The organism is Amphritea atlantica (genome assembly GCF_024347255.1).
Classification (GTDB): domain Bacteria; phylum Pseudomonadota; class Gammaproteobacteria; order Pseudomonadales; family Balneatricaceae; genus Amphritea; species Amphritea atlantica.
The window spans coordinates 1,618,700-1,634,935 of sequence record NZ_AP025284.1; the positions used below are offsets into that span (position 1 = coordinate 1,618,700).

Consider the following 16,236-nt stretch of genomic DNA (forward strand, 5'->3'; position numbering starts at 1 on the left):
ATTGAATCGGCTTAGGCCAGAGGATTTAGCATGAAGATACTGGCGTTATCAGGAAGTACCCGGGCGGAATCCTTCAACCGCAGATTGCTTGACATTGCTGTGGCTGGTGCCCGGCAGGCTGGCGCTGAGGTAACGGTTGTGGATCTTAGTGAATATCCGATGCCTCTCTACAATCAGGATCTTGAATATAAAGAAGGTATTCCCGAGGCAGCTGTTCAATTGAAACGGCTGATGGTAGAGCATCAGGGATTGCTGATTGCATCGCCAGAGTACAATGGGTTTCCAACGCCATTGCTGAAAAACACCTTTGACTGGCTCTCGCGCAAACAGGCTGAACATGAGCCCCCCATGTTTGCTTTCCAGCATAAAATAGCGGCCTTGCTATCGGCGTCTCCCGGTGCGGGGGGAGGCACCCGGGGGCTGACTATTCTGCGCATCTATCTTCAGAATCTGGGGATAATGACGCTTCCTGGGCAGGTTTCGTTAGGGCTGGCAGGGCAGGCGTTCAGAGAGGATGGCCGTTTGCACAATGACCAGTTGCAACAATCTACCGAGTCCTTAGCGGCAGATCTGTTTGAGATGCTGCAGAAACAGGCAGACCGGTTTGACTGAAGCGCGTGATTTTATCGCTTTCTCGCCATCAGCGGCGCGAAATTGCCAACCTATTTTGCAGCAATTAACTTCGCTCCTGAGCGGTGATGAGTCTGTTTTGGAGATTGGTAGTGGTAATGGCCAGCATGCTGTTTATTTCACCGAGCAGCTTACTGGCCTCCGTTGGTTGCCCTCAGAGGTCGCGCCGCAGTTGCCGCTATTACAGACGAACCTTGATGCCCACGGTTGTGCCAATATCGACGAGCCGGTGGTGCTGGATCTACGCCATCAGAACTGGGATAACGGCTTGCCTGAGGTTGATCTGATATTCAGTGCTAACACTCTGCATATTATTAGCTGGACTGAAGTTGTTTCACTGTTTGCACGTGCAGAAGCGGTTCTGAAACCTGCCGGCCGGGTTATTCTCTATGGTCCGTTTCGTTACAATAATGCCTTTACCAGCGAGAGTAACGCTGAGTTTGATCACTGGCTGAAAGCGCGTAATCCTGATAGCGGGGTCCGGGATTTCGAACAGGTTAATTCACTGGCGCACGCTGCGAACTTAATGCTGGAGTGTGATATCGGTATGCCAGCTAATAATCAGCTGTTGGTATGGCGGCGGGGTGGATAAGGCTGTAACCCGGAGGTTACAGCCGGGCAGTCAAAGCATTACAGGATAGTAACGTTCTCAGCCTGAGGACCTTTCTGGCCCTGAGTTACTTCGAAAGAAACTTGCTGTCCTTCGTTCAGAGTCTTAAAACCATCGGAGTTGATAGCGCGGAAGTGAACGAATACGTCAGGACCGTTATCCTGTTCGATAAAACCATAGCCTTTATCGGCATTGAACCATTTAACGGTACCAGTAGATGTAGACATAATTGTATTCCCTACAATAGTTTTTTTTTAAATAATTGCGTTCTGAATCGAATCAGATACACGGGTTAAGCTAAGAATGCAGGAACTACATTTATGACTAAGGGACACACAGGTTGATCTGATGGACTCTTTGATGCATAAAAATCGGGCCTTACTTTCAAGCTGATTTTATTCTAAGACATTTGCCAAAATAGTAAAAGCGTTATTTTCAAATCGTTTTATGTGTTTAACTTGTTGTTATTTATAGTCTTATTGGCTTTTTGATCGGGCCTGTAATTCTTGCAATATGGCTCCTGGCTAGTTTATCGGGTTTTTTTTACATCAAAGTTAATGCCGATAATTACCGTTTATTGTCGTGATGACAGACTGGGCTGCTCCGGTCACCCGAGTAGATTCACGGGTCTTTGGTACTGTTCCGAAAGGAAGACAGGTTATACGGTTATCTGTCAGGCATGAGCGGTGTTGATTTTACGGGGGCAGGATGGCGGGCCTGCCCCCGTTCCTGCACGGCCAGGCAATGCAGAAGGGGCCCTGGCGCTTTCCCCTCTTCAGCGTTGTCTTAGGGGGGAGTACTAAAATAGGGTTGGCATCACTACCACATAAGATCATCGGGGATCTGGAAGTCAGCATAGGGATCATCCGGATCGATCTCTGCCACTTCCTGACGGCTGATAATCAGCTCGGGTCGGCGCTCGCTTATCTTTTCAGCAACACCGGCCGGAATCACCGTATAACCATTTTTACCTGAGGCAATGGCCAGATTGCCTTTAGCCAGCTGTTCTTGCAGTGTCTTGGTGACATAGAGCTTCTTGATGGTGGTGCCATCGACGAAGTTGTACTCAATATCGCCATCTTCGGGTATATGCACACGGTTCTGTTGCATCATCTGCAGGCAGGATGCGTCAATTGAGCGCCGGGTGAGTTCATCCTCCCGCTGGCGATTTAACTCTCTATCACGTTTCAGCTTTTCACTTTTAGCCGCCGCAATCGCTTGCTCCCGCTCCAGCTGTTCCTGATCCTTAAATACTTCACCTTTTTTAACGGCTTTTGCCTGCTTACTCTTTTTGCGCTTCTCGGCTTTGGCTTTATTAGCCTGTTGTTTATTTGCCAGTCCTGCTTTAAGAAGCTGATCCTGTAGAGATCCTGCCATGATGTTTACCCTGTCTCTGTCGCATTCAGGATGTGAACTATATCGGACATCGGGATTTAGCTCCAGATCAACTGCTGATTAGATTGACGTTATACTAAAGTTGAATGAATTCGTTGGTTATGTTGATCTGGGGCTAATCCATTATAAAAAATACGGGTATTTTCTTGAAAAAATAAAAATTACTCAGTAAAAGGAGTTTAGCGCTTCGGCAATAGAGTCGGAATCACGGTGTCGTGTTGTTCTGACAGTCTCCGCTGTCAGTCCTGGGTGCATTGAAGATATTCTGGCTCTGTTTGGAACCGAAGGCTGAAATCAATTGCGCTGTGTCACCAGCGCCGCTGAGAATTACATAATAAAAGATACGGGGATACTATGTCTGATCAACTTCTATCCGGCATCGTTAAATGGTTTAACGATGAGAAGGGTTATGGCTTTATAGAACGGGAGAGTGGTGCTGATGTGTTTGTGCACTATCGCGCAATCAATGGCACTGGCAGGCGCTCGCTGGTGGAAGGTCAGCAGGTAACCTTTGAAGTTACCCAGGGCCAGAAAGGTTTGCAGGCGGATAACGTGACGGTTACAGCCTGATCTGCCTTACCACCGGTGCTCCTTCATCGGTGGTTATTTTCTCTTCTGCTTTTTTTCTTCTTTAATCTCACTGCGCACTGTTGTTGAATAGTGGTTCTACAATAGAAACCTGTGCGAATGACCGACATGAAAATTGCTGTGTATTGTGGCGCCTCGTCTGGACCTGCAGAGGGGCCTTATCAAAGTGAAGCGCGAAAACTGGGCAGTCTGATGGCCCGGCAAAATATTGAGTTGGTGTATGGTGGTTCAAGTATCGGGCTGATGGGCAGTGTTGCCGATGGTGTGCTTGAAGCGGGAGGCCATGTCTGTGGGGTGATACCTCAGGTGCTGGTGGATCGGGAGCAGGTTCATGTCGGTCTGAGTGAGCTTCATGTGGTCGAAGATATGCATCAGCGCAAGGCGGTGATGATGGAGTTGGCGGATGCATTCATTGCCCTTCCGGGAGGCACCGGCACACTGGAGGAGTTGTTTGAGGTCTGGGCCTGGCGACAGATTGGTATTCACCATAAACCGTTTGGTTTACTGAATATCCATAACTATTTCGATCATCTTCTGGCCTTTATTGCCCACGCCGCAGATGAGGAGTTTATTCGGGATGAGTACCGGGATTTCCTGCTGGTGGATAATCATCCTGAAGGGTTGCTGTCCCGACTGTCCGAAAAGCTCGCACAGACCTGAGTGGAGTAAAGGAGTGGATCGCTGACGTCATCCGCTCATGCAGATCAAATTACATTATTTAATGACGGCAGACTGTCTGGCCTGCCTGAGTCACTTTGGAGTCAGTATGTCAAAAATGCCGGAAGGACGCCCTTCACTCAGGACCATTGCGATGCCGGGAGATGCTAACCCGGACGGAGATATTTTCGGTGGCTGGATTATGGCGCAGATGGACCTTGCCAGCGGTAGCTTTGCCTCTCAGGAGGTGCGTCGACGGGTCGTAACCGTTGCTGTTGATGCGATGACCTTCCATAAGCCGGTTTATATTGGTGATGATGTCAGCTGTTTCTGCAAAATTGTGCGTTACGGCAATACTTCGCTGGTGGTTCATGTGGAAACCTGGGTTCAGCGTCATCACAGTGAATCAATTGAGAAAGTAACCGAGGCCAATTTTACCTTTGTTGCGATTGGCAGCGATGGCCGACCACAGCCAGTCAGGGCGCAGAGTATATAAAAAAGCGCGCGAAGCTGAGTCTTCTTTGCGCGCTTGAGTCGAGAGGCTGGTAATGCTTACTGGCGAATGCCCTCAACATTCAGGTTGAGGTAGACGCTTTCTGAAGCGGGGCCCAGGTTGAAGTTGATACCATACTCTTTCAGTTTTAATTCTGTCGTGCCACGGAAACCGGCGCGATATCCACCCCATGGGTCTTTACCTTCACCGATCTTTGTGACGGAGATATCGATCGGTTTGGTGACACCACGCAGGGTCAGATTGCCGCTGAGTACTGCGCTTCCATCGTCAGCAGGCGTGAAGGCGGTGCTGACAAATTTCGCTTCAGGGAATTTATCGACCGCCAGGAAGTCCTCGCTACGCAGATGCTTGTCACGCTCTGCGTGGTTGGAGTCGACGCTGGCCGGTTTGATATTGACAGTAACACTGGAGGCCGCAGGGTTTGCTTCATCGTAACTGAATGAACCGTTGAACTCGTTGAAACGGCCAACAACCCAGCTGTAGCCAAGGTGTTTAATGCTGAAGTTGATAGAAGCGTGGGCGCCTTTGTCATCGATCACATAATCGGCTGCCTGAGCCGATGTGATGGTTCCGGCCAGAATTGCACCAGCAATAACGGTCTTCAAGTTCATTGGTTTGTCTCCTGACGCATGTTTATCATGCGGGTTAAGGTTTTATCTTTATCAATAAAGTGGTGTTTCAGTGCAGCCAGGGCATGTATTGCCGCCAGGCTGATAAGCATTGTTGCCGTTAAATAGTGGATCTCACCGGCTATATCCTCCTGGTTTTCAGTTACCGCAGGCAGTGCTGGTATCTCAAACCAGTTGAACACCTCTATTCCCCGACCGTCAGCCGTGGATATCATATAGCCGGATATCAGTGTAGTGGCCGTTAGCAGATATAGCAGCAGGTGTGCCGCCTTGGTTGCTAATAGCAGTGGTTTAGGCTGTGGCAGTGGTGCCGGTGTCGTATTCATGGTGCGCCACAGAACTCTGACCAGCATCAGCCCCATCAGAATCATGCCGATGCTTTTATGCCAGTAAGGCACGGTATGGTAGTCTGCATCGTAATAGGTCAGGGTGCCAATATAGAGCCCCAGCGGATACATACCGATAATCATCAGCGCAGTGAACCAGTGCAGCAGAATTGAACCCAGGCCAAAGGATTTAGGGTTGTCTGTAACAGGTATTGCCATCGTTGTCATCCATGGTGACAGACGGCATCGGCCGCCTGTCATCTTATCTGGTTATTACTGTCTGGTGGTTACTGTTTCCAGCGTTTGGCGGCAGCAGCAACCCGGGCCCCCAGTGCCTGAGCGGTATCCCGGTCGCATTGCGGCGGCGCAACATCCGAACCTTCATCAGCGTTACTCTGCGCCATCGCTCCCAGATAGCTGCCAATGCGGTTAAGGCTTTGTGGGTTACCCTGGCTGCTGTTGTTGCCGTTGGCGACGGCCAGGTTAATCCAGTTCATGCCATGCTGTGCAGCAAAGATCGACAGCTGAATCAGTGTGTTCAGTTTATCGCCGCTGAGGCTGGCTGAATTGGTAAAGCCTGCCGCCAGTTTATCTTTCCAGCCCTGTTCAGCCCAGATCTTTGAGCTGGCGTCCATAAAGGTTTTAAACGGACCGCTGACTGAACCCATATAGGTTGGCGAACCAAAAATAATCGCATCGGCGTCAGCCAGGCCTTCCCAGTTGACTGCATCCAGATCTGCCACAGACACTGTGATCGCGACCGCGCCTGCATTTTCTACCCCAGCGGCAACCGCCTGGGCAAGTACTTCAGTGTGCCCGTAACCACTGTGATATGCGATTGCTACTTTTACCTGATCCGACATGAAGAGTACCTCGTTAAGTTGTGTTGCCGGGCTGTTTTCCCGTAGTCATGGTTACTCTAATGGTTCATAATAAATTCATCTAATGCATTGTTGTGATGATTGTTATGCGTGAAGTGAATCTTAGGTCCGTTGATCTCAATCTGCTGGTGGTATTGCAACAACTGTTGGAAACCCGCCATGTTACCCGTGCATCTGAACGGCTGAATATGAGTCAGCCTGCGGTCAGCCGCGCTTTACAAAGGCTGCGGGACACCTTTGATGATCCGCTGCTGGTGAGAACCGCTCAGGGGTATGATCTGAGTGCCCGGGGGGCTGATATTCTTCCCCGGCTGCAGAAGCTTATCAGCGGCATGGAGCAGTTGATCGCGGAACCGCAATTTAATCCTGCAGAAGCGGAGGATGTGGTCAGGGTCTATGGTCTTGATCTGGAAGTGGCGTGCTTTGTCTCACCGCTGATGAAAGTGCTGCGCTCGCAGGCGCCAAAAATGCGTCTGGAGGTGCGCACCGAGCCACGCAACCATTTTGAATTGCTGGAAAAGGGAGAGGTGCAGTTCTCGCTGACGGGAATGGAGCCGCAGGCAGGGGAGGGGCAGTACCGCCGGCTGCTGATCGCACAGTCTGGTGTGGTCTGTATGATGGCGGCGGATCATCCGCTGGCATCCGAAGAGCTGACATTGGATAACTATCTTTCTGCCAGTCATGGTCTGGTGTCTATGACCGGTCAGGGACCGGGACATGTGGATGAACGGCTGGCACAGCTGGGTCGTAAACGGCATCTGGCGCTGCGTCTGTCCAATTTTATGACCGCAGCAGATTTTTGTGAAACCTCAGACCTGCTGTTTTATCTGCCCCAGATTGTTGCTCAGCGTATCGCGTTGGGACGCAATATTATTCTCAAGCCGGTCCCGGATGAGTTGAGGTCTGCTCCGATCAATTTCTATCTGTACTGGCATGAGCGGCACCACCGGGACCCGATGTGCCGCTGGATCAGGCAGCGAATTTTGCAAGTGATCTGAGATGCAGTGCGTGGCGCTAAAGTAGTAGATTAATCAGGCGCAAAGTACTATGGCTGAGTAAAGAAACTAAATGGATTATTAACAGTTGATCCGTGGAGTTTCTATATGCCATCGTTTGCCTTTATCAGAGTCGTGCTGGTTTTATGTATGCTGCTGCAGAGCGGTACTGCACTGGCGCAGGTGTCTGAAACAGAGATCCGTTCAATTTTCCCCAAACTGACCCGCATTGGTGAACCCCTCGAAAACCCTTCGGTGGTGCCTGTGTATCAGCTCGACCAGCTATTAGGCTATGTCTTCGAAACCAACGATCTGACTAATTTGCCCGGCTTTTCAGGCGAACGGATCAATCTGCTGATCGGTCTGGATGCCTCTGGAACCCTGGTTAAACTGAAGGTTCTGAATCATCATGAGCCGATCTTTCTCCACGGATTGGGGGAACAGCCGATGGTTGAGTTTATCCATCAATACGAGGGGATTACGGTTGATAAACGGATAATTGTCGATAGTCGCCATAGCGGGCAGGATCCCGATGGCTCCGGAACGGTCTATATCGACGGCATAACCAAGGCGACTGTTTCTGTGCTGGTGATGAATGATACGGTACTGTCTGCTGCACTTCAGGTGGCCCGGGCCTATCTTGAAGGGTTTGAGCGTCCGCCGACAGTAACCGTGCGTGAGGATGTTTTTCAGCCCTACAGTTGGCAGCAAATGGAAAGCAACGGTCTGCTGCGTTATTGGCCGGTCTCTCAGGCGCAGCTTCAACAAGGTTTTCCACTGGCGCTGGAGGATTACCAGGACCCTGAATTGCAGCAGGCTTTAGCTGAGTCTGATCTGCCCGGGCGTTATTATTATGCCTACCTTAATACGCCGGTGACCGGAAAGAATATTCTGGGCGAACAGGAATATCAGCGGTTGATGACGGTATTGCGTCCCGGTGAGCATGCCATACTGGTGGCATCGGTAGGCGCATACGGTTTTCTCGAACCGGAATTTCGCCGGGGGACAGTACCCAGTCGGCTGGGTATGTCTCAGAACGGGCTGCCGGTCGATATCCGTGACCTGGACTTCTTTGATAATACCCGGCCGCAGTTCCCCGCAGACGCCCCCGCCTTTGAAGAACTGCGGGTGTTTAGGATTAAGGCCCAGTCTGGCTTTGATCCATCGCAGCCTATGACCCTGAATCTGGATCTGGACCTGCCCCGCAATCATCTTATCCGTGATCAGGCGCAGTTTGAGGACAGTTATCAGTTGCCCGCGGAGCTGTTTAAAATTGAAGTGACAGAAGAGGTTAAACCTATGCCGCTATGGCAGCGGCTATGGCTGGATCGTTGGTTGCAGATTGCCGGGCTCGTCATGACCTTGCTGGTGGTGACTGCAGCGTTTATCTGGCAGCACCGGTTATCTGCTCACAGTCGCCGCTTTCATCAGGTGCGTTGGGGCGTCATGCTGGTCACTCTGTTCTTTATCGGTATCTATGCTCAGGGCCAGTTGTCGGTGGTGAATATCTATACGTTGCTGCTGCAAATCGCGAAGGGGTTCGACATCGAGGTATTCCTCTTAGACCCGGTGCTTTTTGTTCTCTGGACCTATGTGTTTATTACCCTGTTCCTCTGGGGACGGGGAGTCTTTTGTGGCTGGCTCTGTCCCTTTGGCGTGTTGCAGGAGATAGCGGCGAAAGTGGGTAGTCTGTTGAAACTGAAACAGGTGAAAATTCCGCCGAAAGTGCATCAAACCCTGCAGAAACTGAAATATCTGTTGCTGCTGGTCCTGGTGGGCAGTGCCTTCTGGTCAGTTACTCTGGCGGAACGTCTGGCTGAGCTGGAACCTTTCAAGACTGCTATAACTCTGGTCTTTGTCCGTAGCTGGCCGTTTGTTGTCTACGCCCTGTTGTTATTAGTTGTGGGGATGTTTATCCATAAGTTCTTCTGTCGCTATCTCTGTCCGTTGGGGGCGGGGTTGGCAGTGCTGGGCAAGTTCAGTCTGTTTCGCTGGCTGCACCGCCGGGCTGAGTGTGGCAAGCCATGTCAGTTATGCAAGGTCCGCTGTGGTATTGATTCAATCAACCGGGATGGTTCGGTCGATTACAATGAGTGTATTCAGTGTATGGAGTGTATCGTCATTCTGAATAACGATGATCAGTGTGCTATCGAGTTATCTCAGAATAAGCAGCGGCAACGCAAGGCGGCGAACCAGGGAGATATTCCCGCCCGGCAACTGTCATGAGCGATCGAATAGATCTCTGAGTGCTGGAAGGGTTTATCCCAGACCCAGCTTGATACCGAGAAGCACCAGCCCACCGCCGATCACCCGTTCGATACGGGAGCGCACTTTTTTTAGCCAGACTTGAATGGCTGGGCGGGTCAGCATCAGTATAATCATGCTAAGCCAGCTAAGCTCGACAAGTACAGGGGTAACACAATAGAGAACCTGCATCCCTATGCTATTCACCTCGGCCATAATGTGGCTGAAAATTGCCACAAACATAATCAGAATTTTGGGATTAAACAGGCTTACCATCATCCCGGCAATGAAGGGGTTGCCACTGCTTTTTTCCGGGTCATCATTTTCCCCGCTGGAGCGGGTTGCCAGATAGACAACTCCCAGATAGATCAGATAGGCACTGCCAAGCCAGCGAATTGCTTCATAAAGTATTGGCGTACGTTCAATCAGCGCCGCCAGGCCGATAACGGATAGCACGACATGGATCGCCAGAGCCGTGGCGAGCCCCAGAGCAGTAATAAACCCGGTGCGCCGTGATCCCTGCAGGGTGTTGCGTAGAATAATGGCGGTGTTAGCGCCAGGAAGCATCGCCCCAAGCAGCATTACACCAGCAAAAATAAGCCATTCAGTCATTACATTCCTCCCCGGTTAATGCCGCGAATTCTAGTGGCTGAGGAGGGAGGTAGCGAATACTGTATTCAGATAGCAGTTATCAGTTTTAGTTATGACCTTGTAGAGCACTTGTGATCATTCGCTTAAACTATGCAGCATCCGTTCGCGCAGGTAACGATGGGCCGGATCGCCCTGTAGGCGCTGATGCCAGATCAGGTAGTACTGGCTGGCGGGCAGGGTCAGCTGTTGCGGCAATGGTTTGATCTTAAGTCCATACTCCGGCCCCAGGTGTTCTGCGATACGGGTTGGCAGGGTGAGTATATAGTTTGCTTTGCTGGTGATCGCCATGGCCGAGTGGATAAAGGGGACAGTCAGCTTCATGTTGCGTTGCTGATTCAGCGTTTGCAGCGCTTCGTCCACGGCTCTGATCTTATCGCCCCCTGCACTGATGCCGATATGATCTGCATGAGTATAGTCAGACAGGGTGAGGGGCTGATCGGCCAAAGGGTGGTGGCGGTTTATCAGGCAACTGTAGCCACCGCTTCCCAGCTGTTTTCCATAGATATCATCGGGGACAGAGTCCAGGATACAGGCAGCCAGATCCATTCGTCCCTGACGCAGGCTTTCCATCATGCCCGGATGCCACAGGTGGAAGTGCAGGCTGATGCCCGGAGCATCCTGTTGTAGCGCTGCTATCAGTGGCGGCATCAGATCGTGGGTAATGAAATCAGTGGTTGCGATATTAAACTCGCCAATATAACCGGCGGGTTCAAACTGACCCGGAATCAGAAGGCTTTCAAGATGATTCAGTGCTTCAGGCAGTTGTAGCCATAGCTGTTCGCCCCGGGGGGTGAGGTGCATGCTGTTCCCCACCCGAACCATCAACTGATCGTTAAATATTTCCCGCAGCTGATGAAGATTACGGCTCATCGCTGGCTGGCTGATATGCTGGGCCGTCGCTGCCGCTGTGACACTTTTGCTATGCAAAAGATAGTACAGAGAGATCAGTAGATTGAGGTTGATACGGGCCAGTTCCATCGGGCAAGCATATCAGTAATACTGATAACGTCAATCCTTCCCCCCGGGGTTGCAGGCGATAGCAAAAAAAGCGATCCTGTGCGGACTATCAATTGAACTATAGGATTTTATATATGGCACGCGCGACAGCCCGACATATTCTGGTAAGCAGTGAGACTCAGTGCGCTGATCTTAAATCACAAATTGAGGCGGGTGCTGATTTTGCTGACCTGGCTAAAAAACACTCTAGCTGTCCATCCGGTGGTCAGGGTGGCGATCTGGGCAGTTTCGGACCGGGCCAGATGGTTGCAGAATTTGATAAAGTGGTTTTCTCTGCCCCTGTGGGTGAGGTACAGGGGCCAGTACGCACCCAGTTTGGTTATCATCTTCTGGAAGTGACCAGCCGCGAAGACTAAGCGTTTTTGCTGTTTTAATAACTTTGCTTAAGAGCTTTGCTTAAGGGCTTTCTTTTTTAAGGCTCCTTCTTATGAGGCTGCTGCCGCAGTGATGCGCAGTAGTCTTTCTCCTCCGATCTGGAGGTAAACCAGATATAATCAGCTATTCCAGCGTTATTATTGACCGCCTCCTGAACTGTTTTGATGCTGTCATCGACCTCGGTCAGCAGGATGGTGATAACCGGGTCTGATGTGAGTTCTTTCAGATGTTGCGGTACCCCGGTGTCTTTCCTGGCGTGGAACGCGCCAGTGATCAGAATCGCCTGCATCTGTTTGCCCAGTTGGTCGCTTAATGCGTAAGCCATACTGGCATCCCGACTCATCTGAATATCTGTCATCGGCCCCATCTGCTCAAATGGCATCGTGCGGCAGTGACTTTCATACACCTGCTGCTGAATTGTCGAGCGTATCGTTTGCGAAATACCCCTGACGGTTGTCAGACGGGGCTGATCCGGCACGCCGCTTTGGTAGATCTGCATCAAAAATGGCTTGCTCAGATTACCTGCTCTGAGCTGGTTGTTATTACTGAGTGCAGCACCGATCAGTGGGCCATAATCCTGCCAGGGCCAGCTATTATCATTCCAGTGAAGTTGCTCTTGGATCTGTGTTTCGCTGCTTGCGCTGTTGAGTCCGTTGATCGCTTCGCCCTGCTGTTCGTCCAGCATCTCCAGCACCAGCCGGGTCTGGGGGCCCTGTTGAAGCGCCTTCAGTAGCTGAAGTTCTCGCTGATGGTGCTCAGGATTGTCATGCTTTTCACCGATCAGGACAAAACGGCTGTGACGAATTTTTGCGAGCAGGGCTTCACGACTGACCGCTCCCCCAGTCGTCATAGCGATAATTTTCCCGTTCAGAGGGTGGGCATCGTTCGTCCCCTCTGATGATTGTGCAGCACCGGTTGGAGGCTGATTCTGTGGCACTCTGGATATTAGCTGGCAACCGCTGCTCAATAGCATCATGCTGATCAGAATCAAGATAAGTGACCGGTGTAGAATCCGTTCTTTTAGCTGCATTTGAATCTGCCCCTTTTCAGTTGTTGAGTGCTGGGGTAACGTTATAGAAAATCGAGTGAGAAGGAGAAACATAGCATGAAACCGGGAATTAAAGTTAGCATCCGTAAAAAAGGTGAACGGGATGGTGGCGTCGACCCGCAGATGCAACAACGCATTGATGAGGCGGTGCATTTTGTACAGGGGCTGCGAAAGAAGGGAGATAATGTGAAACAGATGATGGAGAAGCTTAATGAGCATGATCATAAGCATCCCGATGGCAGCGACTGGAGTTACGATTCACTGCATGATTTTATAGCGGAACATCATATCTGAGGTTGTTTTAGCCTTGTTATTGCAGCTCTCCGATGGCAGCAAAATCTGCCGCGTGAAGCCTGATCCATTCAACGGCTGCCTGTTCGCTTGAGAGCTGGCGGCCCCTCCTGTGTTGCTTTAAACGGTAGCTTTCAATCTGACAAACCTGCTCAATCATCCTGACACTAAAAGCCTGATCCGGATCATCAAAACCGATCCCCAGGAGAAAGCCCGGTTGTTCCTGCTGGCACCAGATAACATGGCCGGTGGCTGACAGGCTGGGGTGTGAAAGGGTGGTACTGATTTCGATTGTAGAGCCCGGTGAAATATACGCTTCGGAAAGACAGCTCAGCCCCGCCGGACTGAACTCTCTGTTTAGCGGGTAACAAAAATTAAGAGGCTGAGATTCCTGTGCCGTACTCAGCAGGATAGGAATTTCTGCCGGATGACGAAGGTAGTGTTTAGGCATAGTGCACCTCAAAGCTGATCATTAAAACCTGCTGGCGCTGCTGTCATCCCCGACTCAAATAATGGCTTCCCTGACTCTTACAATGCTATCGGCCTTTTCCTGGCAGGGTTTAGTTGCTTATTCATCATCATTTTTATCTGTTGCGGCTGTATTTCAGCTTAATAACGCTGTCCGTTTTATAAGGCGAGGTGCGAATGCTATTGAGTATGTTGCGTGTCAATTATGACAAATCATTTGACATGGATGGCGCTGCAGGAGGTGGGGCGGTAGGCGTTTTGGTTGTATTTATCTTCTAACTAATTGAAATATATTGAGTATGTTGAGTTGGCCCTGTTTCTGCTTCAAGAGAGGTATCGTAAAAACATATCTGGAGATTGACTCATGGTACATGAAGAGCAAGGTGTTGAGGTTATCGGTATCGTTTCAACTGTTCTGATGGTGGTAGTCGGTTTAGTGATCGGTATATCGCCCATGCTGGTACACGTAGGGATGTTGATATCCTGATCCTATTAAGCCTTTTTTTTAGAAGGGCGGATCAGTAAATCTCCTTCCTGCGATTCACCCAACCATTCAGGGGATGCATAGTCCCCTTTTTTATAGTAAGTTATGTAACTAGTTACGTAATTAGTATTGTATATTTGTCTTGTATTGGGGTTGGGTTCTATGGATTACATGAGAAGTTTTGGCAGTCTGTCACTGGGCAGCCGGTTGAAGCGGCTGTCGGACCGGCTGGTGCAGGATGTGATTCGTCTGTATCAGAGCCAGGGTATAGAGCTTAACCCGACTTTTTTTCCACTGTTCAATATGCTGCATCAACAGGGCGCTATGACCGTCACTGAGGCGGCAGAGAAGCTGGGGGTAACCCATCCGGCTATCAGTAAGATCGCCCGCAAAATGCAGCAGGAGGAGTGGCTGAGTAAAACCGCTGATCCTGATGATGAGCGGCGTCAGTTGCTGGCTTTGTCGCCAAAAAGTGAGCAACTGCTGGAGCAGATCACCCCGGTCTGGTCGGCGATTCAGGGTCAGCTTGATACCCTGATCAGTTGCCAGCAGTACCCCCTGCTGGATTCGCTTGCAGAGTTTGAAAACCTGTTGCAACAGCGAGGTTTCTATACCCCGGTCGTGGAACAGCTGGCACGTCGTAATGAGGGGCAGGATATCGTTATTCAGGGGTGGGATGCTGAGCTGCGGGATGATTTCCGTCGTCTCAATCTGGCCTGGCTTAACCGTTATTTTGATGGACATCTTTTGGAAAGAGACCGCGAGGCGCTGAATAATCCTGAAGGCTACTATCTTGCCCAGGGAGGCTATATCTGGTTTGCCCGACACCAGGCAGATAACCAGGTGGTTGGCTGTGTGGCTCTGGCAAGGCATGACAATGAGCGTTATGAAATCTCGAAAATGGGAGTCGATGACAGCTGGCAAACGATCGGTGTCGGTCGCAGGTTGCTGATGACTGCGTTGGATAAAGCCCGGGAGCTGGGCGCTTCAGAGGTGTTTCTTGAAAGTTCGAGCAAACTGGAGCGGGCTTTACAGCTATATCGGAATCTGGGATTCCGGGATATTCTCCATCCTGAAGGCCAGTCTTATTATGACAGGGCCGATATCTATATGACACTGACTTTACGGGCATGAGTTTACGGCTATGAATTGTAACGTTATGGATCAGGATAATACCTCTTTAAAGCGTCGGGAGATGCTCGACGGCGCCAAAGCCACCGTGCCGTTGATAATCGGTGCTATCCCGTTTGGTATTATCTTCGGTACCCTTGCCGGGCCCAGTGGCTTATCCGCGCTGGGGGCACTGGCGATGTCGGTGTTTGTGTTTGCAGGTTCTGCTCAGTTTATCGCCCTTGGACTGCTGGCGGCGGGGGCCGCAATCCCTGTGATTATTGCCACCACCTTTGTCGTCAATCTACGGCATATTCTCTATGCAGCCAATCTGGTACCCAAAATTGCTCATCTGCCCCATCGCTGGCGGGTGATGATGGCGTTCGGACTGACCGATGAGACTTTTGCTGCGGTCAGCAACCGTTTTCTGCTGCAGGACAATACCGAGCATGCACACTGGTTTTACCTGGGGTCATGGCTGGCGATGTATGGCAACTGGGTTTTCTGCACGGGCTTGGGTATCGCGTTGGGGGAGTTGTTCCCCGATATGACCGACTGGGGGCTGGATTTTGCGATGTCGGTCACCTTTATCGGTATGGTGGTTCCCTACCTGAAGAGTAAACCGATGTGGGGGGCGGTAGTCGTATCCGGTGTCATCGCCATGGCAACCATTGGCATGCCCCATAAGCTGGGGTTAATGGTGGCGGCACTGTGCGGTATCTCAACCGGATTATCCCTGCACCTGCTACTTAAACGCCAGTCAGCACCGGAGAGTGAGCATGAATGAAGCATTGTTGATTCTGGGGATGTTTCTGGTGACCTTCAGCGTTCGCTATGTGCTGTTTGGTGTTGCGGGTAAGGTGCGTTTCCCTCCCTGGCTGACAACCGGATTGAGTTTCGTACCGCCGGCGGTACTGACGGCCATTATTGTTCCGGCGGTTCTGTTGCCCCGGGGGGAGTTATGGTTACGGGCAGATAACCCCTGGTTGCTGGCGGGGGGATTCGCTGCACTGGTGTCGTTCTGGCGACGGGATCTGCTGACGACTATTGTTGCCGGCATGTTGTGCTTTATGTTGCTCAGGTTTGGTTTCGGTTTATAACGTTTGATATATTTAGAAGCACTTTTTGTAAGTAGGCTAACCGCATGCCTGATAAATTGACAAGCTGCTTTCCATATATATAACAGGGTTTAACTGTAACCCTCCCCGTTACAGCTGTTGATGGGTTATATTCTGTCTGTTGGCATATAACTTGTAGACTGTTAGCCAGGTCAGAACAGGTGTGAGCAGGGGCGGACTATTATTATTGCAGCAATCAGTATCC

22 protein-coding genes are annotated in these 16,236 nt (G+C 50.7%); 13 read left to right on the forward strand and 9 right to left on the reverse strand.

The window, feature by feature from the left end; translation table 11 throughout:
- The first annotated feature begins 30 nt into the window (after window positions 1-30).
- Window positions 31-612, forward strand: coding sequence for an NADPH-dependent FMN reductase (locus tag OCU43_RS07300; RefSeq protein WP_091352873.1), 582 nt, complete (start codon window positions 31-33; stop codon window positions 610-612).
- Entirely contained in the window at window positions 605-1,222 is a 618-nt protein-coding gene (locus tag OCU43_RS07305; RefSeq protein WP_217647367.1) for a DUF938 domain-containing protein, read from the forward strand. Before OCU43_RS07300 ends, OCU43_RS07305 begins: the two co-directional genes overlap by 8 nt.
- Before the next feature lie 38 nt (window positions 1,223-1,260).
- Here OCU43_RS07305 and cspE read toward each other — a convergent pair whose 3' ends face one another.
- Both cspE and OCU43_RS07315 read right to left on the reverse strand, forming a co-directional pair.
- The gene (cspE, locus tag OCU43_RS07310) at window positions 1,261-1,467 is read right to left on the reverse strand and encodes a transcription antiterminator/RNA stability regulator CspE (protein WP_091352876.1); all 207 of its coding nucleotides are present in this window, start codon (window positions 1,465-1,467) and stop codon (window positions 1,261-1,263) included.
- A gap of 592 nt (window positions 1,468-2,059) precedes the next feature.
- On the reverse strand, window positions 2,060-2,617 hold the full coding sequence (locus OCU43_RS07315) for a DUF2058 domain-containing protein (protein WP_091352878.1): 558 nt from the start codon (window positions 2,615-2,617) through the stop codon (window positions 2,060-2,062).
- A 372-nt stretch (window positions 2,618-2,989) separates the two neighbouring features.
- On the opposite strand from OCU43_RS07315, the gene OCU43_RS07320 reads away from it, so the two are divergent.
- From OCU43_RS07320 to OCU43_RS07330, 3 genes are all read left to right on the forward strand, one after another.
- The gene (locus OCU43_RS07320; protein WP_091352881.1) at window positions 2,990-3,205 is read left to right on the forward strand and encodes a cold-shock protein; all 216 of its coding nucleotides are present in this window, start codon (window positions 2,990-2,992) and stop codon (window positions 3,203-3,205) included.
- A 117-nt stretch (window positions 3,206-3,322) separates the two neighbouring features.
- Window positions 3,323-3,883: an LOG family protein gene (locus OCU43_RS07325; protein WP_338024128.1), complete on the forward strand. Its 561-nt coding sequence runs from the start codon at window positions 3,323-3,325 to the stop codon at window positions 3,881-3,883.
- A 106-nt stretch (window positions 3,884-3,989) separates the two neighbouring features.
- Entirely contained in the window at window positions 3,990-4,376 is a 387-nt protein-coding gene (locus tag OCU43_RS07330) for an acyl-CoA thioesterase (protein ID WP_091353876.1), read from the forward strand.
- Window positions 4,377-4,432: 56 nt separating this feature from the next.
- Here OCU43_RS07330 and OCU43_RS07335 read toward each other — a convergent pair whose 3' ends face one another.
- The 3 genes from OCU43_RS07335 to OCU43_RS07345 form a co-directional block, all read right to left on the reverse strand.
- Window positions 4,433-5,005 (reverse strand): YceI family protein, encoded by a 573-nt coding sequence (locus OCU43_RS07335; RefSeq protein WP_091352884.1) that lies wholly within the window; start codon window positions 5,003-5,005, stop codon window positions 4,433-4,435.
- Window positions 5,002-5,568 carry a cytochrome b gene (locus OCU43_RS07340; protein WP_091352886.1) on the reverse strand — a complete coding sequence of 189 codons (567 nt, stop codon included), beginning with the start codon at window positions 5,566-5,568 and terminating at the stop codon, window positions 5,002-5,004. The genes OCU43_RS07335 and OCU43_RS07340 overlap by 4 nt, the downstream gene beginning before the upstream one ends.
- A gap of 68 nt (window positions 5,569-5,636) precedes the next feature.
- On the reverse strand, window positions 5,637-6,212 hold the full coding sequence (locus OCU43_RS07345; protein ID WP_091352887.1) for a flavodoxin family protein: 576 nt from the start codon (window positions 6,210-6,212) through the stop codon (window positions 5,637-5,639).
- Window positions 6,213-6,316: 104 nt separating this feature from the next.
- Here OCU43_RS07345 and OCU43_RS07350 point away from each other — a divergent pair, with 104 nt between their 5' ends.
- Both OCU43_RS07350 and OCU43_RS07355 read left to right on the forward strand, forming a co-directional pair.
- Window positions 6,317-7,228: a LysR family transcriptional regulator gene (locus OCU43_RS07350; RefSeq protein ID WP_091353879.1), complete on the forward strand. Its 912-nt coding sequence runs from the start codon at window positions 6,317-6,319 to the stop codon at window positions 7,226-7,228.
- A 105-nt stretch (window positions 7,229-7,333) separates the two neighbouring features.
- The gene (locus OCU43_RS07355; RefSeq protein ID WP_091352890.1) at window positions 7,334-9,451 is read left to right on the forward strand and encodes a 4Fe-4S binding protein; all 2,118 of its coding nucleotides are present in this window, start codon (window positions 7,334-7,336) and stop codon (window positions 9,449-9,451) included.
- A 33-nt stretch (window positions 9,452-9,484) separates the two neighbouring features.
- Here the strand turns inward: OCU43_RS07355 and OCU43_RS07360 are convergent, their stop codons facing one another.
- Both OCU43_RS07360 and OCU43_RS07365 read right to left on the reverse strand, forming a co-directional pair.
- Window positions 9,485-10,081 carry a LysE family translocator gene (locus OCU43_RS07360; RefSeq protein WP_091352891.1) on the reverse strand — a complete coding sequence of 199 codons (597 nt, stop codon included), beginning with the start codon at window positions 10,079-10,081 and terminating at the stop codon, window positions 9,485-9,487.
- A 114-nt stretch (window positions 10,082-10,195) separates the two neighbouring features.
- Entirely contained in the window at window positions 10,196-11,098 is a 903-nt protein-coding gene (locus OCU43_RS07365) for a LysR family transcriptional regulator (protein ID WP_091352894.1), read from the reverse strand.
- 113 nt (window positions 11,099-11,211) lie between these two features.
- On the opposite strand from OCU43_RS07365, the gene OCU43_RS07370 reads away from it, so the two are divergent.
- The gene (locus OCU43_RS07370) at window positions 11,212-11,493 is read left to right on the forward strand and encodes a peptidylprolyl isomerase (protein WP_091352896.1); all 282 of its coding nucleotides are present in this window, start codon (window positions 11,212-11,214) and stop codon (window positions 11,491-11,493) included.
- A gap of 56 nt (window positions 11,494-11,549) precedes the next feature.
- Here OCU43_RS07370 and OCU43_RS07375 read toward each other — a convergent pair whose 3' ends face one another.
- Entirely contained in the window at window positions 11,550-12,542 is a 993-nt protein-coding gene (locus tag OCU43_RS07375; RefSeq protein ID WP_175483413.1) for a ChaN family lipoprotein, read from the reverse strand.
- Window positions 12,543-12,617: 75 nt separating this feature from the next.
- On the opposite strand from OCU43_RS07375, the gene OCU43_RS07380 reads away from it, so the two are divergent.
- Window positions 12,618-12,854, forward strand: coding sequence for a hypothetical protein (locus OCU43_RS07380; protein WP_091353882.1), 237 nt, complete (start codon window positions 12,618-12,620; stop codon window positions 12,852-12,854).
- Window positions 12,855-12,870: 16 nt separating this feature from the next.
- On the opposite strand, the gene OCU43_RS07385 is transcribed toward OCU43_RS07380, so the two are convergent.
- Complete coding sequence (locus OCU43_RS07385) at window positions 12,871-13,302, reverse strand: PilZ domain-containing protein (protein ID WP_091352901.1); 432 nt, start codon at window positions 13,300-13,302, stop codon at window positions 12,871-12,873.
- 381 nt (window positions 13,303-13,683) lie between these two features.
- Between OCU43_RS07385 and OCU43_RS07390 the strand changes: the two genes are divergently transcribed.
- From OCU43_RS07390 to OCU43_RS07405, 4 genes are all read left to right on the forward strand, one after another.
- Entirely contained in the window at window positions 13,684-13,806 is a 123-nt protein-coding gene (locus tag OCU43_RS07390) for a hypothetical protein (RefSeq protein ID WP_261832999.1), read from the forward strand.
- Window positions 13,807-13,965: 159 nt separating this feature from the next.
- On the forward strand, window positions 13,966-14,937 hold the full coding sequence (locus OCU43_RS07395; RefSeq protein ID WP_091352903.1) for a bifunctional helix-turn-helix transcriptional regulator/GNAT family N-acetyltransferase: 972 nt from the start codon (window positions 13,966-13,968) through the stop codon (window positions 14,935-14,937).
- 10 nt (window positions 14,938-14,947) lie between these two features.
- On the forward strand, window positions 14,948-15,700 hold the full coding sequence (locus tag OCU43_RS07400; protein WP_091352906.1) for an AzlC family ABC transporter permease: 753 nt from the start codon (window positions 14,948-14,950) through the stop codon (window positions 15,698-15,700).
- Complete coding sequence (locus tag OCU43_RS07405; RefSeq protein WP_091352909.1) at window positions 15,693-16,013, forward strand: branched-chain amino acid transport AzlD family protein; 321 nt, start codon at window positions 15,693-15,695, stop codon at window positions 16,011-16,013. The genes OCU43_RS07400 and OCU43_RS07405 overlap by 8 nt, the downstream gene beginning before the upstream one ends.
- Window positions 16,014-16,236 lie beyond the last annotated feature (223 nt).